Raw genomic sequence first — 17,956 nt, 5'->3', positions numbered from 1 at the left:
ATAATATATAAGTATATAAAAATGATAAAAGTTTGATAATTTTAATATATAGTATAAATTTATTCAATCGATATTAGGAGGAGAAGTATGAATCCAGATAGGAAAAAGCTTATGCAGATTTTACATAATCTTGAAAGGGATTATGAAGCTGGTTTGATTTCTGAAGAGAAATACCTTTACTTGTCTGACCAGTATAAGCATAAGATTGAAACTATTGAAGTTAGTGATAGAATTCGTGCGATGCAAGGAAAAGAAGAAACTCCTTCCTCAATCAAGCCAAGATATGATGATTCTCAAAAGTATCAGGAAGAAAAGGAAAAGCTAGTTCGCAAGTATATCCATAATCCTGAAACTTATACAGTATCAAAAAAACCGGAGGAGTCTTCAAGTACCAGTCCATGGTATATTGCATTTGCAGTTGTATTTTTGCTTGTAGCATTTGGTGCAGGAATAACTTTTGGAATGTCCAGCATCGGTTTAGGTGGTGATGTTGGAGATATGATATCTTCTGGTGCAACTATTAATGACACTGCTTTTCCTGAAGTTAAGGTAAACAAGTCTCTCAGTTACAATTATACAAAATCTTACTCAAATACCACTTCATATGGTTCTTCAGATGATTCAAGTTCATCTTCAAGCAGTTCCTCTTCAATCAGTGACTCCGATTCTTCCAGTTCATCAAGTTCTAGTGGAGATTATTCTGGCGGAAGTTCATCTGGTGGTTCATCTAGTGGTGGCTCTTCTGGCGGTAGTTCTGGAGGAGGGTCTTCCGGTGGAGGATCTTCTGGTGGCAGTTCTGGAGGAACTGAAGAGTAAGTTTATTGATGGTGCTATTATTATTTTTTTGGAGATATAGTATGAAAAAAATTATTGGTATCGGATTAGTTTTAATTTTATTGATTGTAGGTGTTTCATTTTTCATAAATAATCCTATCAACACTATCAGTGGAGATGAGCTTTCACAGCAATCAGTGGATTATTCTGAAAATGGAATATCATTATCAATGCCTGGGAATTGGGTTTCTGCAAAATCCAACTCTAATGAAACAGTTTTAGCAGTTGCAGACCCTGATGCTAAGGATTCCGCAGGTTTTAATAGTGTTAATGTGAATATTGAAAAGAAATCAAATGCCGGATCTTTACAATCTGAATTCACTTCCAATTACAATACATTGGCCCGTAATTCTGATTTCACCATTTTATTTATGGGAAATGTTTCATTTAATGGTCAAGCTGCTATGGAAGCGGATTACACCTCTGTAGCAAACAATCAAACAAAACAGCATAAGGCTATTTGGATTCCAAAAGGGTCTGAAATTTATGTTATCTTATGTTCTGCTCCAGAATCTGAATTCGATAATATGGTAGGAACTTTTGATTTCATTATTAACAGCGTCAAATTATAATAGTGATTTTTCTAAATGAAATTCACTATTTTTATTTTTTTAGATTATTCATTAACTACAAGGCTTTAAATATTTATTTAAGGATTTAGATTATTTATTACAAGATTTTTAATATTTATTTAAGGATTTAGATTATTTATTACAAGATTTTAAATTTATTGAAGTGATTTTATGGAAATTGTTTTATGTGTTACTGGCAGTATTGCAGCAACCGAAACCATTAAGTTAGCAAGGGAATTTAGAAGGCAAGGCCATTCTGTTAAGGCATTCATGACTAAAGAGGCCACTAAGATTATTCACCCTAATGCTTTAGAGTTTGCTACTGGTCAAGAAGTTGTTTTGGAATTAACTGGAAAGATAGAGCATGTGAAATACTCTCAACAAGATTTGATTTTAGTTGCTCCAGCTACTGCAAATACCATTTCCAAATTTGCATATAAGATTTCTGACAATCCTGTAAATACCCTTTTGATAACTGCTCAAGGTCATGACACTCCTATTGTCTTTGTTCCTTCAATGCATGATTCAATGTATGATGCAGTAAGCGAAAATGTGGAAAAGCTAAAGGAAGAAGGCATAAAATTTGTAAATCCTCGCATTGGTGAAGGAAAAGCCAAATTCCCAGCTATTGAAGACATTGTCCTTGAATCTGTAAGAGCTGTCAATTTGGATAGGGTAAGCAAGGGCATTGCAGGTGGTGTAGTGTCTAATATTGCAGGAAAAAACATATTAATCAGTTTAGGTGGAACATTTGAGGAAATTGACCCTATAAGGGGAATTTCCAATAGGTCCTCTGGTAGAATGGGTTTGGAATTGGCTAAGGAAGCATTCGTCAGAGGGGCTAATTTAACAATTTTAGCTGCACATCATGAAGTTTCAATTCCAAAGGCATTCAATGTGATTGATGCGGAATCAACTACTTTGATGAATGAGAAGATAGATGAATTGATTCCTGATTTTGATGTTTTCATAGCTACTGCAGCTGTTTCTGATTTTACTCCAATCAATAAGGAAAATTCTAAAATATCTTCATCCTATAACTTGTCATTGGAATTTGAGCCTGTTGCAAAAATCATTCAAAGAATCAAAAAGATCAATGAAGATATCTTCTTAGTTGGATTCAAGGCAGAATACAACATTTCAGAAGAGAAAATGATTGATTGCGCTAAGACTCAAATGAGAGAAGCGGGAACAGATTTGGTTGTAGCAAATGATGTTTCCCATGATGGATGCGGATTCGGATCTGAAACCAATGAGGTAATTCTTGTAAGTGATGAAGTCAAAAAGGTTTCATTAAATTCCAAAAAAGAGATTTCCAAATCCATATTTGATGAGATTTCTAAAAAATTAGATTGATTTCAACTTTATAAAAAAGTTTGATCAATTTTTTCTTTTTTTATTTTACTATTTTCTATTTTACTATTTTTTATTTTTCAATTCTTATTTTTATCAATTCTATTTTTTTGCAGGATCATATTTTTTTTTTTTTAGTTCGTTATATAATTTTTTTCTTATATTTTTCCTTATTTTCCTATAAAAATTTTAAATATTTTCTATTATTTTTTTTTAATACTCATATTATGTCCTTATTTAGATAATAATTAAAAAAAGTATTACTTTTTTATAAAAATTAGTAGTTCTTTCTTATTTTTGAAAATAAAGAAAAATTAGAAATATTTTTTAAAATTTTAATAAAATTTTGTTAAAAAAGAGTTAAAAATAGTTTATTTTGCAAAAAAAGTTCAATCCTCTAAGCTATTTAATTATGGAGTGTTTTTTATGAGTGAATTAACCTAGAGGATATTTTTATGAACTCTTTTTTTATTGCATTAGCAAATATATATTTGTAATATTCTTATATAAAAAGCTTTCAGTAGTAATACTTTTTTGAGATTGTTCGTAGTTATACTAAATTCGTATTTCTTCTTAAAATTACTGATAATTATGTTAATTTATTCTTAGATTAATTTTTAAAATTGAATTAGTTTTATTTTTTATTTTCAGTAAATTTTAATCTATTTTTTTCAATAAATCTAATGCATATTACTATTTTGAAATCAAATTTTTTGATAAAAGTAATACTTATAAAATAAGGAGTTTTTGAGCTTTAAATGAGTATTTCTTATCTATAATAACTTGAATTATCCTTATTAAAAATATATGTTTTATTTTTTCGATAGTTACCTATATTTATTGATGAAATAGATTATATGAAAAGCTTAATTTTTGTTTTATAATTTTAATAACAAAATGGTGGTTTTGGATTAAAATAAGAGTTATGTATGGGTTTTGAAAAATGATTTTTTTCAAAAATGAATATATGTTCTTTTAAAAAGATTTCTCCACAAGAAAAGCTATATGGTCCTTTTCATAAGGTTCTAATTTAATCTTTTCCAAAATGGAATAACCATTCTCTTTTATTTTTTTAGCTTCATCCTTGAATATTTTTTTAGGCTTTTGAATAACATCAATGCTTCTTGCTTTTATGGTAATGAGTCCTTGTCCCTCTTCCTTTAGGAATAAATCCATGTTGTCCATGAATAGTTCGCTCTGTTTTTCCTGTGCAACATCACAGTAAACCAAGTCTACTTTCTCAACTTTGTTCAAGTAATATTTCGGTTTGGTTGCATCTGCAAGAAGTGGCATTATATTATTTCTCTTTTGTGATAATCTGACTAGCTTTTTCATGCTGACTGGTGAAAATTCCACTGCATAGATCAATCCTTCATCGCAAATGTCAGAAATGTGTGAAACAGTTGTTCCTGTTGAAGCGCCTAAGTACAATACTTTGGAATCGTTCTTTAATTCAATTCCCTCCAATCCATTCAATAATGCTGCAGCTAATTTGGATCTTCTTGGATTCCAGATTCTGTACTCTTCCTCTCCATCTTGAATGAGCCTTTCATCATAGACTCTAATACCCGGACTTAAGTTTCTGGTAGCTATTTCACCATCTTTGTAAAATATGTTCATTTTTTCACATCTTTATATGAATTTAATTTTTTAGGAATTTTAGATTTTAGAAGTTTAGATTTTAATATTTTGGATTTTATAATTTTAGATTTTAGAAATTATAGATCATTATCATATAGTAAAATGATTATTTTCTTCGTTTCTTTTTGTTCTTCTTGTTTTTCTTGTTTCCTTTGTATTTCTTGCTTTTTCCTTTCCCTTTGTCCTTTTCGGCCTTTCTTTCCTTTGCCCTTTTTTGGCTTGTCTTTTTAGGGAATGGATTTTCCTTTTCTATTTGCTCAACTTTCTTAAGGTAATCCTCTGCAATGCTTGGATCATACTCTCCAGAGAATACATCCTTTCTTACAGCAAGTGTAATCTTCAATGCTAAGTTTCTAGCTATTTTTCCTCTGTTCCACCATTTAGCGCCACGAACGCTTGGGTGTTGGAATATCAATCCATGCTTTGGAGGACGTTCTCCAGTTTTCAAATGTCTGAATATTGCCTTTTCAGCACCCATTATCTGAATAACACTTGCAGGATAAGTTGCTAATCTTTTAATGCTTCCGATATGGGCAATTAATTTAGCGCCTAATGTTGATCCTAATAAATCCCTTAAGTTAGGAGCAATAGCTTCCATTTTAGAATCAATATAAGTTTCAAGTTCTCTTCTGGATTTTTGAAGTGAATAGATGGATTCTGCAAAACTCTTTAGCATTAATAAGTCATCCTCTTCAATGTCAGCACCTGTACTTTCTTCAATCTCTTCAGCAAAATGCTCATTGAAGTTTTCCAAAATGTCTTCTCTGTTTTCACTTTCAGCTATTAACTTTATGTAAGTTTCATTATTGCTTATTGTATCCATTTCAGGGAAATAGATTGTGTACCAATCACGAATGCGTTCAACCAATTTGCTGATTGATTCATCAATGTCATCTACAGAGTTTATTGCCTGGATTAAAAGCTTATCCTCTTCCTGTGAAGATTTTTTGATTTTATGGATTGCTAGCTTTTCATAAATTTGAATGATTTCATCTTGGCCTTTTGAAAATCCAATCTCTTCAAAGATTTTATCAATATTGCTTCTTAAGTATTCTCCACCTTTATTTGGAGTTTTCACTTCAATATTTCCATAGTTTTCAAGTTCCTTGTATTGGGATTTCCTTTTTGTGGTTTCTATAATTATCCTATCCTCTTCGAATGAATCAAGCTTTATTCCATTAATGAGTTCAAGCTCTTCATCTAAAATCTCATTTTCTTCTATCTTAATGAGATTTGAAACCACTTCATCTTCTGTAAAAAGCTTATAATCAGCTATTTGAAGATCTTCATCAAATGCAATAAATCCTGCAATACATTGTGTTATATAAAATTTCATAATCTTATTTTAATTTTTTTATCTAATATATTTTACATTATTTCAGATAATTTTTGCAAGTTTTTGATAAATTCTAATGAAATTTTCTTAAATTTCCACTCGAAAACTAAATAATTATATATCATATAGTTTCCATATATTAAGATAGTATAAAATTATTTTATATTATTAAATATTATATATAAGAAAAATTAGTTATAATTATCAAAGTTCATGTTTTTATTGGAGGTTATTCATGTTAAAAACTAAATTATGTGGTGTCAGGTTAAGAAATCCCTTGATGCTTGCTGCAGGTGTATTGGGAAGCCATGCATCTTCCCTTAATTGGATTTTAAAATCTGGTGCTGGTGCAGTTGTATCCAAATCATTTTCAAAGGAACCTAATGACGGTTATAAGAATCCAACTACCGTTGCTGTAGAGGGAGGAATCATTAATGCGATTGGGCTTTCAAGTCCTGGAGTTGAAGCGTTCATCGATGAATTGGAAAAGGTTGATCGCATAAAGGGCAAATCAATCGCTTCAATTTATGGCGCAACTCCTGATGAGTTTGCATATGTTGCAGGAAAGGTAGAGGATTTGGTTGATATGATTGAATTGAATGTATCATGTCCTCATGCAATGGAAGGTTATGGGGCTTCCATTGGACAAAATCCTGAATTGACTAGAAATGTTGTAAAGGCAGTTAAAGATGCTGTTGATGTGCCTATTCTTGCAAAATTGACTCCAAATGTAACTGACATTTCTGAAATTGCAGTTGCAGCTGAAGAAGGTGGGGCAGATGGATTGACATTGATCAATTCCTTAGGTCCTGGAATGAAAATAGATATTGTAACTGGAAATCCAATACTTGCAAATAAGTTCGGTGGAATGAGCGGACCTGCAATTAAGCCAATAGCTGTTCGTTGCGTTTATGATGCATTTGCCGCAACCGACATTCCAATTGTTGGTGTTGGTGGAATACGCAATTACGCTGATGTAATAGAGTTCCTCTATGCTGGTGCAAGCGCTGTACAAATTGGAACTTCAATCATGTATGAAGGTCCTGAAATATTCGGAAGAATCACAAGCGACTTGGAAGAGTTTATGGAGGAAAGTGAATTTGATTCAATTGATGATATGGTGGGCTTTGCTCATAAGGAGCCATAGCTTAAGTGGGTGATAGAATGAATGTACCTCAAGTTATAGAGATAAAAAAGATTATAGAAGAGACTCCTACAATCAAGACTTTCATTTTTGATTGGACTATGGTTGGTGAAAACATTCCTTCTCCGGGACAGTTTGTCATGGTGTGGAATTTCAAGGATGAAAAGCCAATGTCCATTTCATATATCGATGTTGGTAAGGGAGAACTTGGAATAACCGTTAAGAAGGTTGGAGAGTTTACTGAAAACTTGCATACATTAAAGGAAGGTGACAAGCTAGGTCTTAGAGGCCCATATGGAAACGGTTTTGACACTGATTTGAAAGGAATGAGAGTTTTAGCTATTGGCGGTGGAGTTGGAATGGCTCCTATAGCATCATTTACCGAAGAGGCATTGAAAAATAAGGCTCAAGTTGATGTTGTTTGTGCTGCACAAACAAAGGATGAACTCTTGTTTAATGACAGATTAAAGGAAAAAGGTGCAAAAGTCTACACTTGCACTGATGACGGATCCTGTGGTTTCAAAGGATTTGCAACTCATAGGGTATTGCAATTGATTGAACACAAGGAATATGACTGGGCTGTTGTATGCGGTCCTGAAGTCATGATGAGACCATTGTACGGTAGCTTAGAATCCAATATGATTGAGGGTGAATACTCTATGGAACGTTATATGAAATGTGCTATAGGTGTTTGTGGTCAATGCTGTGTAGACAATACCGGTTGGAGAATATGTGCTGAAGGGCCTGTTTTCTCATCTGATCAGGTTTCTGAAATCGTTGAGTTCGGTAAATTCCATAGAACCGCATCTGGAATGAAAGAGTATTTCTAAATCAATTAACGTTTCAATATGATTTAATATAAAAAAATATTAGAAATAATTTATTTAATGATAACATGTTTAATCTTAATGAAAGCAAATATGGCCTTCATATAATGATTATAATAATTTTCTTATTATTGTCATTATTTACAGTCATGCCGGTATTGAATATGATTTTGCTTGGAGCAATGATTGCTTATGGTATCACACCAGTTGCCAATAGGATTCAATCAAAAATCAAGATTACTTCAATTTCAATATTCCTGGCGATAATAGTGGTAATCATTCCATTGATACTATTGTTCATATACGTATTTTGGGAAACAGCAGTTTTTGCGGATATGTTTTTCGCTTCCCATAATCTTTCTGTAAGTTCAGGAATTGATTTGAATCTGGCTGTTAACATATTTGTCCAAGCATTGCCTGTGGAACTTCAAGGATTTATTAAACCTTACTTAGGGCTATTGACTAGCGGAGTGCATGAAGCCTTAACTTATATATTCAATTATGCCATAAGGTTCATAAGACATTTTTCAGATGTGCTGGTTCAATTGTTTGTCCTGATCTGTTCCATTTATTATTTCACTCGTGATGGAGATAAGGTTATGGAATATATTTTTGTATTTATTCCAAAAGAGCATAGGTCTTTCTTTGAAAGAACCTTGGATGATGTTGCAAATGTTCTAAAATCTATCTTCTATGGTCATTTCCTGACAGCTATGGTTATCGGTGTTATGGGTGGCGTAGGCTATTATTTCTTAGGATATAAGTTTGCATTGTTTTTAGGAATCATTACAGGTATTGCACAGTTGATCCCTATCTTCGGTCCATGGATAGTTTATTGGGCATTGGCACTCTATGCATTCTTTGTTGCTGGAGATATAGCTCAAGGACTCCTTACAATATTATGGGGATTCGTATTAAGCTTGAGTGATATGTACATTCGTCCAATGCTTGCAAGCAATTATGCTGACATGCCTTCCTTAATCCTTTTGGTTGGATTTATGGCTGGACCTTATGTATTTGGAATTGTTGGTTTCATATTGGGTCCTTTGATTTTGGGAATTGCATATGCGGTTATCAAGTCCCTTAAGGAAGAATTGGAAAATGATAAATTAGAGAGAAAAATTGGAAAATAATGAATCTGATAATTATTAATTATTATAAAAAAATTTGGTTGATAGGATGGTAAAAAGAAACATTGTTCTTTTAGACATTGATTATATCACTCATGATGAAAAGCCAGTCATGAGATTATTCGGTAAAGTTAAGGGAGAAAAATCCAATGACTTGATTGCATTAGATGACAGTTTCGTCCCTTATTTGTACATTTTACCTGTAACTGATATTGATAAATGTATGAAGGATTTAGAAGAACTTGAAAAGGAAGATGAATTGGAGTTTACAAAACTTGAAAAAGTCCTTAAGAAGGATTTCCAGGTTCCTACCGAATTCATTAAAATCAGCTTTAACCATCCTCAAGATGTGCCAAAATACAGAGACAAGATTTGGGATTTGGACTCTGTAAAGCAGCTTAGGGAACATGATATTCCATTCTATAGAAGATATCTGATTGACAATGGATTGGTTCCTATGGCTGAATTGGAGTTAGAGGGAGAACTTATTGATTCATTTGAAACCATAGACAGTGATGATGATTCCCTTGAAATCCTAAAATTGAATGAATCTCCTAAAACTGCAAACACTGATTTCCAACAGTTCAGGATGATGAGCTTTGACTTGGAAGTTAGAAACCCTCATGGAATGCCTAACCCAAATGAGGATGAAATCATCATGATTGGAATTGACAGTAATGTAGGAGTTAGAAAAGTCATTTCAACTAAAGGGGACGAATTTGAACAGGACCCTGAAATGTACTTCATAGAAAAGGTTGATTCTGAAAAGGAAATGATAGAATCATTCATCAAGACTGTTAAGGAAAACAATATTGACATTATCATAGGATATAACTCTGATGTCTTTGACTTCCCATACCTTAAGGATAGGGCAAAGATATGGGGCATTGACTTGGATTTAGGGGTCGATGGATCAAGCATCAAGTTCATTAGAAGAGGCTATAACAATGCAGCAACATTCAAAGGGCTTCTTCATGTTGACTTGTATTTGGTTATGAGAAGATACATGTCACTTGACAGATACACTTTAGAGAGAGTGTACTTTGAGTTCTTTGGAGAGGAAAAGATAGATGTTCCTGGAGACAGAATCTATGAATTTTGGGACAATGGTGGCAAGGAACTTAAGAACCTGTTCAAGTATTCCTTGGATGATGTTGTATCCACATTGAAGATTGCTCAGGAAACATTGCCTTTGAACTTGGAATTGACTCGTATAGTTGGACAGCCTTTTGTTGATGTAACCCGTATGGCTACAGGTCAGCAGGCAGAATGGTATTTGGTTAGAAAAGCTTATGAAGTTGATGAAGTAGTGCCAAATAAGCCTAACATGACTATGAAAAACATTAAGGAAAGAGGAAGCAACTCTGGAGGTTATGTTAAAGAGCCTGAAATCGGATTGCATGAGAATTTGGTTCAGTTCGACTTCAAGAGCCTGTACCCTACTTTAATCATTTCAAAAAACATTTCTCCAGATGTTTTGGTAAATGGCAATTCATCATATAATGCCAAATTTGAAGACTTTGAGGATTATGAAACATGCTATGATGAAATCGATAGTATTAAGGAAGATGAAATGTCTTCTGCAATAGATGATGAGGAATATTATATTTCTCCAGAACACTTCTTCAAGTTCAAGAAAGAGCCTCAAGGATTCATTCCTTCAGCTTTAGAGGATATCCTAAATGAAAGGTTCGCTGTTAAGAATAGGATGAAGGCAACAGATGATCCAATATTAAGGAAGGGTCTTGATGTTCAACAGCAAGCGTTGAAGCGTTTGGCAAATACAATGTATGGAGTTTATGGATTCTTGAGATTCCGTTGGTATTCATTTGAATGTGCTCAATCAATTACTGCTTGGGGGCGTCAGCATATTAAAAAGGCGATGAAGGAAGCGGAAGATTATGGTTTTAAGGCAATTTATGCAGATACTGATGGTTTCTATGCAAAATATGTGCCTGAAATGAAAAAGGAATAAAATTTAAGTTTATTAAAAAATCTATTAAAAATTATATTAAATTTATCTATTAAAAGTTAAAAAATCACGTTTATTGAATATTAATTATAATAATTTAAAGGAAGTATGATTATGAAAGAGAAAATTGCTTTGGCAGCATGCAGTGGAATGAGTCCTAATGGTTTGGTTGCGAGAGTTGCAGTTCATGACTTAGCTATTGATGATGTGGAAATCTTATCCATTTGTATGGGTTCAACTTCTGCAAATGTCACTGGTTTTAAGAGAATGCTTGATAAATACCCCATTTTAGCAATTAATGGATGTGAAGGAAACTGTGTTGGTAAAATATTAGAGCAAAAGGGCATTGAAATTGTGGATGAGCTTAATGTTGGAGACATTTTAGCTGAAACTGAACATAAGGCGAATGATGCTGCAAGATTGGATGAAGAAGGGGAAATCTGCGTTTCAATTGTGAAAGAGGTTATTGAAAACAAGATCAAAGAAATTGGATTGGATTAATTTTCACAATTTTCTAACCATCTCCCAATATTTCTTTAGGTGATTTTATGGTAAAGCCAGTCAAGATTCATGATAATAATTTATGGGATAAATTTGTCAATGATAGTGAGCAATATTTTGCGGTTTTAAGCCCTGGATGCAAAATTGCATTTTTTGTTGGAGAGACTGACAAGAATTTCCTGCTCATTGAAAGAACAGAAGGAGCTATTGAGTCCAAGTTCAATGTAAACAGTTCACTTAATATGATGGAAACGGATTTGTTCTTTACAATTGCTGAAGAGGATGCATCTGAACTTTTGGATGATGCAAGCAAACTTTCAAATTTCATTAAGGAGGGCAAGTTAGGAATCTTCTGTTTAGTTGATGATGTGGTCATGGCAGAAAAAGGGCTTGATAAATTATTGAATGATTTAGGATTTGCACCATCTTGTGCAATTTAATTTTTTTTTAATTTTTTATCAAAAATTAATTTTCTATTTTTTTTAAAATTTTTCCTATATTTTCAAAAAGTTCACTTTTCCATATTTTTTAAATTTTGCTTTTTCAATTTTTTAAAATATCCAATATAATATTTTTCAAAAATTTTACTTTTCTATTTTTCATAAAATAATTTTTTCATTTTTTCACTATTTTGTCATTTATCATTTGTGTGATGTAGATTACTAATTATCAAAATTTATAATATGATTCATACTTTCAATATTTTTAAGATATGATTAATTATTTTAATACTTTTTTATCTAAACTATATTTTAGTGAACTTTTATTATTAAAATTTTTATAGGGCTTTGAGAGTGAAAATTTTAGTATTATTTTTATAAAATATTTTTTTAAAAAATAGTAAAATATATTAAAAAATTAAATCTTTAATTTTTTTTAAAGAGCAATAAATTTTAAAAATTTATAAAATTTCAAAATCAGTAAAATTTGCAAAATTAGTAAAATCAGTATTTGTTAAAAAGTAGATTTTGAAAAATACTAAAAAATAAAAATAGTAAAATAAAAGTAAAAGAGTAAAATAGTAAAGAAGAAAAAAGTTAGATTTATTCAGTTAAGTAACTGTCTAAATCTATATTTTCAGCATCACAAATGGTTTTTAATGTTTCATATAGTTTTTCATCTATTTCTAAACCATTTTTCTCATTTTCAGAAATTCTTTTTACTTCGAGATCTCCCGGAATGAAAGTGTTTCCGGATTCTCTGATTTCTGTAACGAATTCTTCTACTTGTTCTTTAAATACGTCAATTGAAACGAATTTTTCAGGATTGATTGCAACAAACAAGTCCCCTTTGTTGCAGTCTTCCTTATAGTCTCCTGCTGTACCTGTTACTTTAGTACCAAATGCCGCGTTTACTAAAGGTCCTGTCATTATTTCAATCATAAAGCTTAAAGCGTATCCTTTTACTCCACCAAATGGAAGGATAGAGCCTTCTAATGCAGCTTCAGGATCAGTGGTTGGATTTCCCTCCTTGTCAATTGCAGTGTTTGGAGGAATTTCCTCACCTTTTCTTTTTGCTTCTAATAATTTTCCTCTTGCGCTTACAGAAGTTGCCATATCAACAGCAATATAAGTTTCGGAAGGGATACCAATAGCTATTGGGTTAGTTCCGAGAATAGCTTTCTTACCACCTAATGGTGCTACTCCAGGTTCAGTGTTACAAATTACAATACCAATCATGTCATTTCTAATAGCTAAGTCAGAATAATAACCGGTTATTCCAAAGTGGTTTGAATTGAAGGTACCTACTGCAGCGATACCGGTTTCCTTTGCCTTATTGATTGCCATCATCATTGCTTCATGTGCAATGTATTGTCCGAATAAGCTTTTACCATCAATGAGTGCAATGGAATCCTCATCCTTGACAATTTCATAATCTCCTTTGGTTTCAATAAAACCGTTATTGATTCCTCTGATGTATTGTGGGAATCTTCCAAGTCCATGTGAAGTGAAACCTTTTAAATCAGAGTCTAAAGTTGCTTCAGTAATGATCTTTGCATGATATTCTTGAACTCCAATGTTGATTAAGATTTCATTTACAAGTTTTCTTTCATTTTCAACACTAATTCTCATATTTTCCCTCCTAAATGATTGGCATTTGTTGAAATATCTTTGTAATTGTTAATTAATTTTTAAATATTTTTTTAATGTTTTTTTAAATTATTATTGGAATTTTATGTATTTTATTCTCTTTTCTTTTCTTTTTTTGCATTGAAATTAGTATTCAATTACAGTTCCATCAAATGTTCTTACAGTAATCTTTTCTTCAGCAGTAACTGTTCCTACAATTTGAGCTTCAATGTTTTCGTTCAATGCTTCAACAACAGCGTCTGCTTCCTCTGGGCTTGCAATTACACAGAATCCTACACCCATATTGAAAACCTTGTACATTTCCTCTAAAGGAACGCCTTGCTGGTAGATTAATTTAAAGATGTCTTGTGGCTCTGGGTAATCTGTAATGTCAAAACCGATTCCTTTTTTAAGTCTTGAAAGGTTGTTTACTCCACCACCAGTCATATGAGCAAGACCTTTAATGTCAAAGTCATGTTTTAAAAGTTCAACAATTGCTTTAACATATAGTTGGGTTGGTTTCAATAATTCTTCTCCAATGGTGGTTTCTTCGTTAGGCATTTTATCGTTGACGTTGAATCCTCCTTCTTCAAAGATTGCTCTTCTAGCTAAGCTTAAACCATTACTGTGAATACCGCTGCTTCTAAGACCGATTAATACATCTCCCTCTTGGATATCTGCACCAGTGATGATTTTATCCTTGTCTACAAAACCGATACCGGTTCCTGCTAAGTCAAAGTCCTTTACAATTCCTGGAAGGGAAGCGGTTTCTCCACCAATAATTGCGATTTGGGATTCTTTTGCCCCTTGAACAAGACCGTCTGCAATTTCTTCAGCTACTTTTGGATCTGGTTCTTCGACTGCTAAGTAGTCAACTAATGCAATAGGCTCTGCACCTACACAAAGGATATCGTTAACTACCATTGCAATCATGTCAATTCCAACAGTATCGTATTTTTCCATCATTTTTGCAACTAATATTTTACTTCCTACACCATCAGTACTCATTGCAATAGCCTTATCGCCAAGTTCTACCAATGCTGCAAAGTGTCCACTATCAGTAATAATATTTCTGTATTCTAATGTTGGCTGCAATTTTGAAGCTAATTTTGAGACGGTTAATGCTTCAAGGTCAATGTCAACACCAGATTCTGAGTAAGTAACCATAAAATTCACCTAATAATAATTCATAAATTTTTTATTTTTTAAAAAGTTTTTATTTTAAATAGGCCATTATTAACAATTAAATAATAGCTAACATTTTAATATTTGTTTTAGCTATTATTTATATTATATTAATTATTTTAGAATAATTAATGATAAAATTGATTGAAATTAAAAAATTAAAAAAAAATAAATTTTGTTTTAATTATAAAAATTTAAAAAAAATTTTTAAAATAAAAATATTTTAAAATAAGGATTATTTTGAAATATAAATATTTTAAAAAGATTTAAAACTATTGAAGTCTGGTTGCTTCAAGGATAAGTGGAGTTTTAGTCTCTACCTTATAACTTCTGTGAATGCTTGAAGCCAAGTCAACAGTTTTATATGGGTCTCCGTGACAAGTGATGATTTTATCAGGTCTTGGATGCAATCTTTTTGCGAATTCCATCAATTGTCTTCTGTTGGAGTGACCACTGAATCCTTCGATGGTTTTGACATCCATTTTAACATTGTAGATTCTCTTTTTACCTGTTTCATCTTCCAATGGGATTTCCTTGTGTCCTTTTTGGATTTTTCTACCAAGTGATCCTTCAGATTGGTAACCTACGAAAACAATGGAATTGTTCTTGTCTTCACATAACCATTTGAAGTACTCTACAGAGTTTCCACCAGTCATCATACCTGATGTTGAAAGGATAATTGATGGTTCTCCTTCTACAATCTGTTTTCTTTCAGCATTGTTTTGAACCTTATTGAAAGATTCTGCAATGAATGGATTTCTTCCCATATGGAAAATTTGATCCCTTAAGTCTTTGCTTAAGTATTCTGGTCTTGCAGTGTGCACTGCAGTTGCTTCCCAAATCATACCGTCAAGATGGATTGGCACTTCTTCAATCATTCCATGACGCATGTACTCTTCAAGCACAATCATCAATTCTTGTGCTCTTCCTACTGCAAATACAGGAACCAATACTTTTCCGCCACGTTTTAATGTTTTGTAGATGGTTTTCATCAATTCTTTTTCTGCATTGTTTCTTGATGGGGTAACGTCTTCATGTCCACCATATGTACTTTCCATAATGCAGCTTTCCACTCTAGGGAATCTTGTGGTTGCAGGTTCCAAGAGTCTGCTTCTTTCGTATTTGAAGTCTCCAGTGTAGAGCAAGTTATGTGCACCGTCACCAATGTGGAAGTGACACATAGCAGAACCTAAAATGTGGCCTGCATTATGCAATGTCAATTTAATGTCTGGAGATATGTCAGTTACTACTCCATAGTCAAGAGTGATTGTGTGCTTGATCATTTTTTGCACATGCTTTACATTAAATGGAAGTGGGTTGTTTTCCCTATGTGCAATGTCAATGTAATCCAATTGCAATAAGGTCATTAAGTCTCTTGTTGCAGAAGTACAGTATACAGGACCTTCGTATCCGTAGTGGTAAAGGTAAGGAATGAAACCGCAGTGGTCCAAGTGAGCGTGAGACACTACAACTGCATCAAGGTCTTGAATTGAAAACTCAGGAACTCCGAGCATTGGGAATGAAGTTTTTTCATCTTGTCCTGCTACGTTTACTCCACAATCAAGCAATACTCTACTGTTTGGAGTTTGAAGTAACATACATGAACGTCCTACCTCTTTAAATCCTCCCATAGCAGTTAATCTGGTCCATTCATTAGGATATTTTCCGCCTTGGTGGATTCTTGCACCTAAAGTCTGCAAGATTTTCTTTCTTTCCTTACTGTTGTGCATCAAGGTATTTCTGATTCTATCGATAATCTCAGATCTGATTGGAGGACTTCTTAAAATCTTTGGAGCCCATCCGGTTTTTCTAACGATTTCCCTTGAGGTCACTCCATATTTTCCAATTACAAGTCCAGGTTTGGTAGCTTCTATAACAACTTCGTTGGTAACTTCATCAAAAGTGATGTTGCTGATTTCAGCATCTTCTGGAACGATCTCTTCGACTTTTTGAATAGTTTCTTCGTATGGTAATAAAACAGATTTGTCTGATCTGATTATGATTCTTTTTCTAAGTTCTTTTGCCAAGTTTCTGATTAAGTCCCCATTGTCTGCTACAATGTCTGGGTTTTTTGTATAAATAACAACCTCAGGACCTTCAAATTCAATATTCGCTAATTGAACTTCATCAGGTAGTTTTTTTGTAATTTTTTGTTTGATTTCTTCTAAAACGTTTGAAGCCATATTATCACTTCGAAAAATAGACGTATAAAATTAGCATATGGTATAAAATCAATATTTTTGTAATTTCCAATTCTTCTTTTATTTTCTTTTAATCAGTTATAGAAAATGTTTTTTAAAAAATATTCGTTAAGTAAATTTTGGTTAATTTTTAAATAAGCCGTTTAATTGAATAATAATCTATAATTAATCTAAAATAATTAAATTAATTAACTAATTAAAATCCTAATATTATCTAAATATAAATTATATAAATTTCTAAACTTAGGATTTAAAATTAAATTAAAAGTTAAGAATATTGATTTAAATCTACGATATCAATATTCTTATTGATTAAATAAACAGCTTCTGTGTCATAAAAAAGATGTTTACTTAATTTATTGCATATACTATCTATACTGTAATATGTAAAATTAGTTGTAAAATAAAGTTAAAAAATAAATAATTCGTATATATTTTTTAGCTATTAATTTTTTCAATAATAGATTCAACTTCTTCTTTTTCTAACATCTTGTATCCGTCTTTAGTAACTTCAGCTACTAAGAAGCCATTTCCAGAGTAAGTGTCTCTTTCTGTAGCAGCTTTGATAGCTCTTAAAGCTAATTCCTTAGCTTCTTCTACAGTGATGTCTTCGTGGAATCTGTCTTCAAGAACACCATATGCAAATGTAGAACCGGAACCGGTAGAAATGAAGGTATCCTTAATCATACCTCCTGCTGCATCTAAAGAATAGATTGATGCCCCAGTGTCATCTACTCCTCCGATAAGAGTTTGTACATGTGCTGGTGAGGAGTGTAATATGTTAGAACTTACAGCTGCAGCAGCTTCTAAGCTAATGTCTTTACCATTTCTTAATCTGTATAATGCAGTTTCAGCGCTAATGATTTTCATTAAGCTTTGTGCATCTGCAACAGATCCTGCAATGGTTGCTGCAATGTGGTTGTCAATTTTGAATATTTTTTCAGCTACTTTGTGAGCAACCAGGTTTCCCATACTTGCTCTTCTTTCGCTTGCAAATACAACACCATCTTTACAGGTAATACCGACAGTAGTGGTACCTTCAAATGTGTTTTTATCAGCCATATTAATACACCTCGTATAATAATGTAAAATTAAATTTAAAGCATAAAATAATCTTAAATAATAAAATATAATCTTAATAATGATTGAAATTATTATTAATTAAAATTAGAAAAGTTAGGTTTTCAAAGT

At 32.3% G+C, this 17,956-nt stretch carries 15 protein-coding genes; 9 read left to right on the top strand and 6 right to left on the bottom strand.

Features of this window, described 5'->3' with window-relative positions:
- Positions 1–87 precede the first annotated feature (87 nt).
- The 3 genes from VW161_RS02480 (at position 88) to coaBC (ending at position 2,762) form a co-directional block, all read left to right on the top strand.
- The gene (locus VW161_RS02480) at positions 88–816 is read left to right on the top strand and encodes a hypothetical protein (protein ID WP_304092678.1); all 729 of its coding nucleotides are present in this window, start codon (positions 88–90) and stop codon (positions 814–816) included.
- A gap of 41 nt (positions 817–857) precedes the next feature.
- Positions 858–1,406, top strand: a complete 549-nt coding sequence (locus VW161_RS02475) for a PsbP-related protein (RefSeq protein WP_325192683.1) — start codon at positions 858–860, stop codon at positions 1,404–1,406.
- A 171-nt stretch (positions 1,407–1,577) separates the two neighbouring features.
- Positions 1,578–2,762 (top strand): bifunctional phosphopantothenoylcysteine decarboxylase/phosphopantothenate--cysteine ligase CoaBC, encoded by a 1,185-nt coding sequence (gene coaBC / locus VW161_RS02470; RefSeq protein WP_304092676.1) that lies wholly within the window; start codon positions 1,578–1,580, stop codon positions 2,760–2,762.
- A gap of 972 nt (positions 2,763–3,734) precedes the next feature.
- Here coaBC and VW161_RS02465 read toward each other — a convergent pair.
- Positions 3,735–4,379, bottom strand: a complete 645-nt coding sequence (locus VW161_RS02465) for a fibrillarin-like rRNA/tRNA 2'-O-methyltransferase (RefSeq protein ID WP_304087734.1) — start codon at positions 4,377–4,379, stop codon at positions 3,735–3,737.
- A 127-nt stretch (positions 4,380–4,506) separates the two neighbouring features.
- Complete coding sequence (locus VW161_RS02460) at positions 4,507–5,736, bottom strand: NOP5/NOP56 family protein (RefSeq protein ID WP_304092671.1); 1,230 nt, start codon at positions 5,734–5,736, stop codon at positions 4,507–4,509.
- Between the two features lie 235 nt (positions 5,737–5,971).
- On the opposite strand from VW161_RS02460, the gene VW161_RS02455 reads away from it, so the two are divergent.
- The 6 genes from VW161_RS02455 to VW161_RS02430 all read left to right on the top strand — a co-directional run bounded on the left by VW161_RS02455 (position 5,972) and on the right by VW161_RS02430 (position 11,750).
- Positions 5,972–6,883: a dihydroorotate dehydrogenase gene (locus tag VW161_RS02455; protein ID WP_304087738.1), complete on the top strand. Its 912-nt coding sequence runs from the start codon at positions 5,972–5,974 to the stop codon at positions 6,881–6,883.
- A 17-nt stretch (positions 6,884–6,900) separates the two neighbouring features.
- Positions 6,901–7,710, top strand: a complete 810-nt coding sequence (locus tag VW161_RS02450; RefSeq protein ID WP_304087740.1) for a dihydroorotate dehydrogenase electron transfer subunit — start codon at positions 6,901–6,903, stop codon at positions 7,708–7,710.
- A gap of 65 nt (positions 7,711–7,775) precedes the next feature.
- Entirely contained in the window at positions 7,776–8,840 is a 1,065-nt protein-coding gene (locus tag VW161_RS02445; RefSeq protein WP_304087742.1) for an AI-2E family transporter, read from the top strand.
- A gap of 46 nt (positions 8,841–8,886) precedes the next feature.
- Positions 8,887–10,812: a DNA-directed DNA polymerase gene (locus tag VW161_RS02440; RefSeq protein WP_304087744.1), complete on the top strand. Its 1,926-nt coding sequence runs from the start codon at positions 8,887–8,889 to the stop codon at positions 10,810–10,812.
- 111 nt (positions 10,813–10,923) lie between these two features.
- Entirely contained in the window at positions 10,924–11,310 is a 387-nt protein-coding gene (locus VW161_RS02435; RefSeq protein ID WP_304087746.1) for a putative zinc-binding protein, read from the top strand.
- A gap of 47 nt (positions 11,311–11,357) precedes the next feature.
- Positions 11,358–11,750, top strand: a complete 393-nt coding sequence (locus tag VW161_RS02430) for a hypothetical protein (RefSeq protein WP_304087748.1) — start codon at positions 11,358–11,360, stop codon at positions 11,748–11,750.
- A 603-nt stretch (positions 11,751–12,353) separates the two neighbouring features.
- Here VW161_RS02430 and comC read toward each other — a convergent pair.
- From comC to psmB, 4 genes are all read right to left on the bottom strand, one after another.
- The gene (gene comC / locus VW161_RS02425; protein ID WP_304087750.1) at positions 12,354–13,382 is read right to left on the bottom strand and encodes an L-sulfolactate dehydrogenase; all 1,029 of its coding nucleotides are present in this window, start codon (positions 13,380–13,382) and stop codon (positions 12,354–12,356) included.
- 144 nt (positions 13,383–13,526) lie between these two features.
- Positions 13,527–14,546 (bottom strand): phosphoribosylformylglycinamidine cyclo-ligase, encoded by a 1,020-nt coding sequence (gene purM, locus VW161_RS02420; RefSeq protein ID WP_304092667.1) that lies wholly within the window; start codon positions 14,544–14,546, stop codon positions 13,527–13,529.
- A gap of 290 nt (positions 14,547–14,836) precedes the next feature.
- Positions 14,837–16,747 (bottom strand): beta-CASP ribonuclease aCPSF1, encoded by a 1,911-nt coding sequence (locus VW161_RS02415; RefSeq protein ID WP_304087754.1) that lies wholly within the window; start codon positions 16,745–16,747, stop codon positions 14,837–14,839.
- A gap of 456 nt (positions 16,748–17,203) precedes the next feature.
- Positions 17,204–17,827, bottom strand: coding sequence for an archaeal proteasome endopeptidase complex subunit beta (gene psmB / locus VW161_RS02410; RefSeq protein ID WP_304087756.1), 624 nt, complete (start codon positions 17,825–17,827; stop codon positions 17,204–17,206).
- Positions 17,828–17,956: the final 129 nt, after the last annotated feature.

The sequence above is a fragment of the Methanobrevibacter ruminantium genome (genome assembly GCF_016294135.1).
Classification (GTDB): domain Archaea; phylum Methanobacteriota; class Methanobacteria; order Methanobacteriales; family Methanobacteriaceae; genus Methanobrevibacter; species Methanobrevibacter ruminantium_A.
The sequence above is the reverse complement of the archived record's forward strand: the minus strand, read 5'-3'. Positions and strand labels throughout refer to the sequence as shown.